The sequence below is a fragment of the Vibrio anguillarum genome, from assembly GCF_001989995.2.
Taxonomy (GTDB): Bacteria; Pseudomonadota; Gammaproteobacteria; order Enterobacterales; family Vibrionaceae; genus Vibrio; species Vibrio anguillarum.
The window spans coordinates 1-635 of the sequence record NZ_JAHGUP010000188.1 but is presented as its reverse complement, the minus strand read 5'-3'; the positions used below and the strand labels follow the sequence as shown (position 1 = coordinate 635).

The following is a 635-nucleotide window of genomic DNA, read 5'->3' as shown; positions in this document are numbered from 1 at the left end:
ACGACAAAACTCTCGGTGGAACGCTATGGAAACACCTACGCCAATCCACCAAGAAAAGGCGTAAAAGGTACAACTCAAAAGACAGTCGAGGACGGCTGGCAAATAAGCGTCATATTGCCGAAAGACCTGCAGACGCTGAGCATCGAAAAGAGCCTGGCCACTGGGAAATTGATACCGTCGTTGGCCGCGGAACCAAGCACTGTATCGTCACTTTAGTCGACAGAATGACTGGCTACACTTTTATGGGGCAAATGGACGATAGAACAAGCGAATCACTCAACGTAAGAATGAGCAAAATCATGACCCGCTCTGACTTACCTTTTAAGACGATAACTGCTGATAACGGCACTGAATTTCATGGTTATGCACAACTAGAAAAACATCATAACTGCCTGTTTTACTTTGCAAATCCATACCATTCATGGGAGCGAGGCACTAATGAAAACACCAATGGTTTGATACGACAATACTTACCAAAACGAACCTCCATGTCACACGTGACACAGAAGCTGTGTAATGAAATTGCAGATAAATTAAATACGCGCCCACGCAAAAGACTTGGGTATAGAACACCACTGGAGTATATTCATGCGCATCTGTAGAAAGTGTCGCACTTCAAACTTGATACTAAGTTT

General features: G+C 43.9%; 1 protein-coding gene. It reads left to right on the top strand.

The genetic code is table 11. The annotated features are described in order from the left end of the window. Positions 1-602: IS30 family transposase (locus tag PL85_RS18305; protein ID WP_194645595.1), on the top strand; the 602-nt coding region annotated here is incomplete at its 5' end. Positions 603-635: the final 33 nt, after the last annotated feature.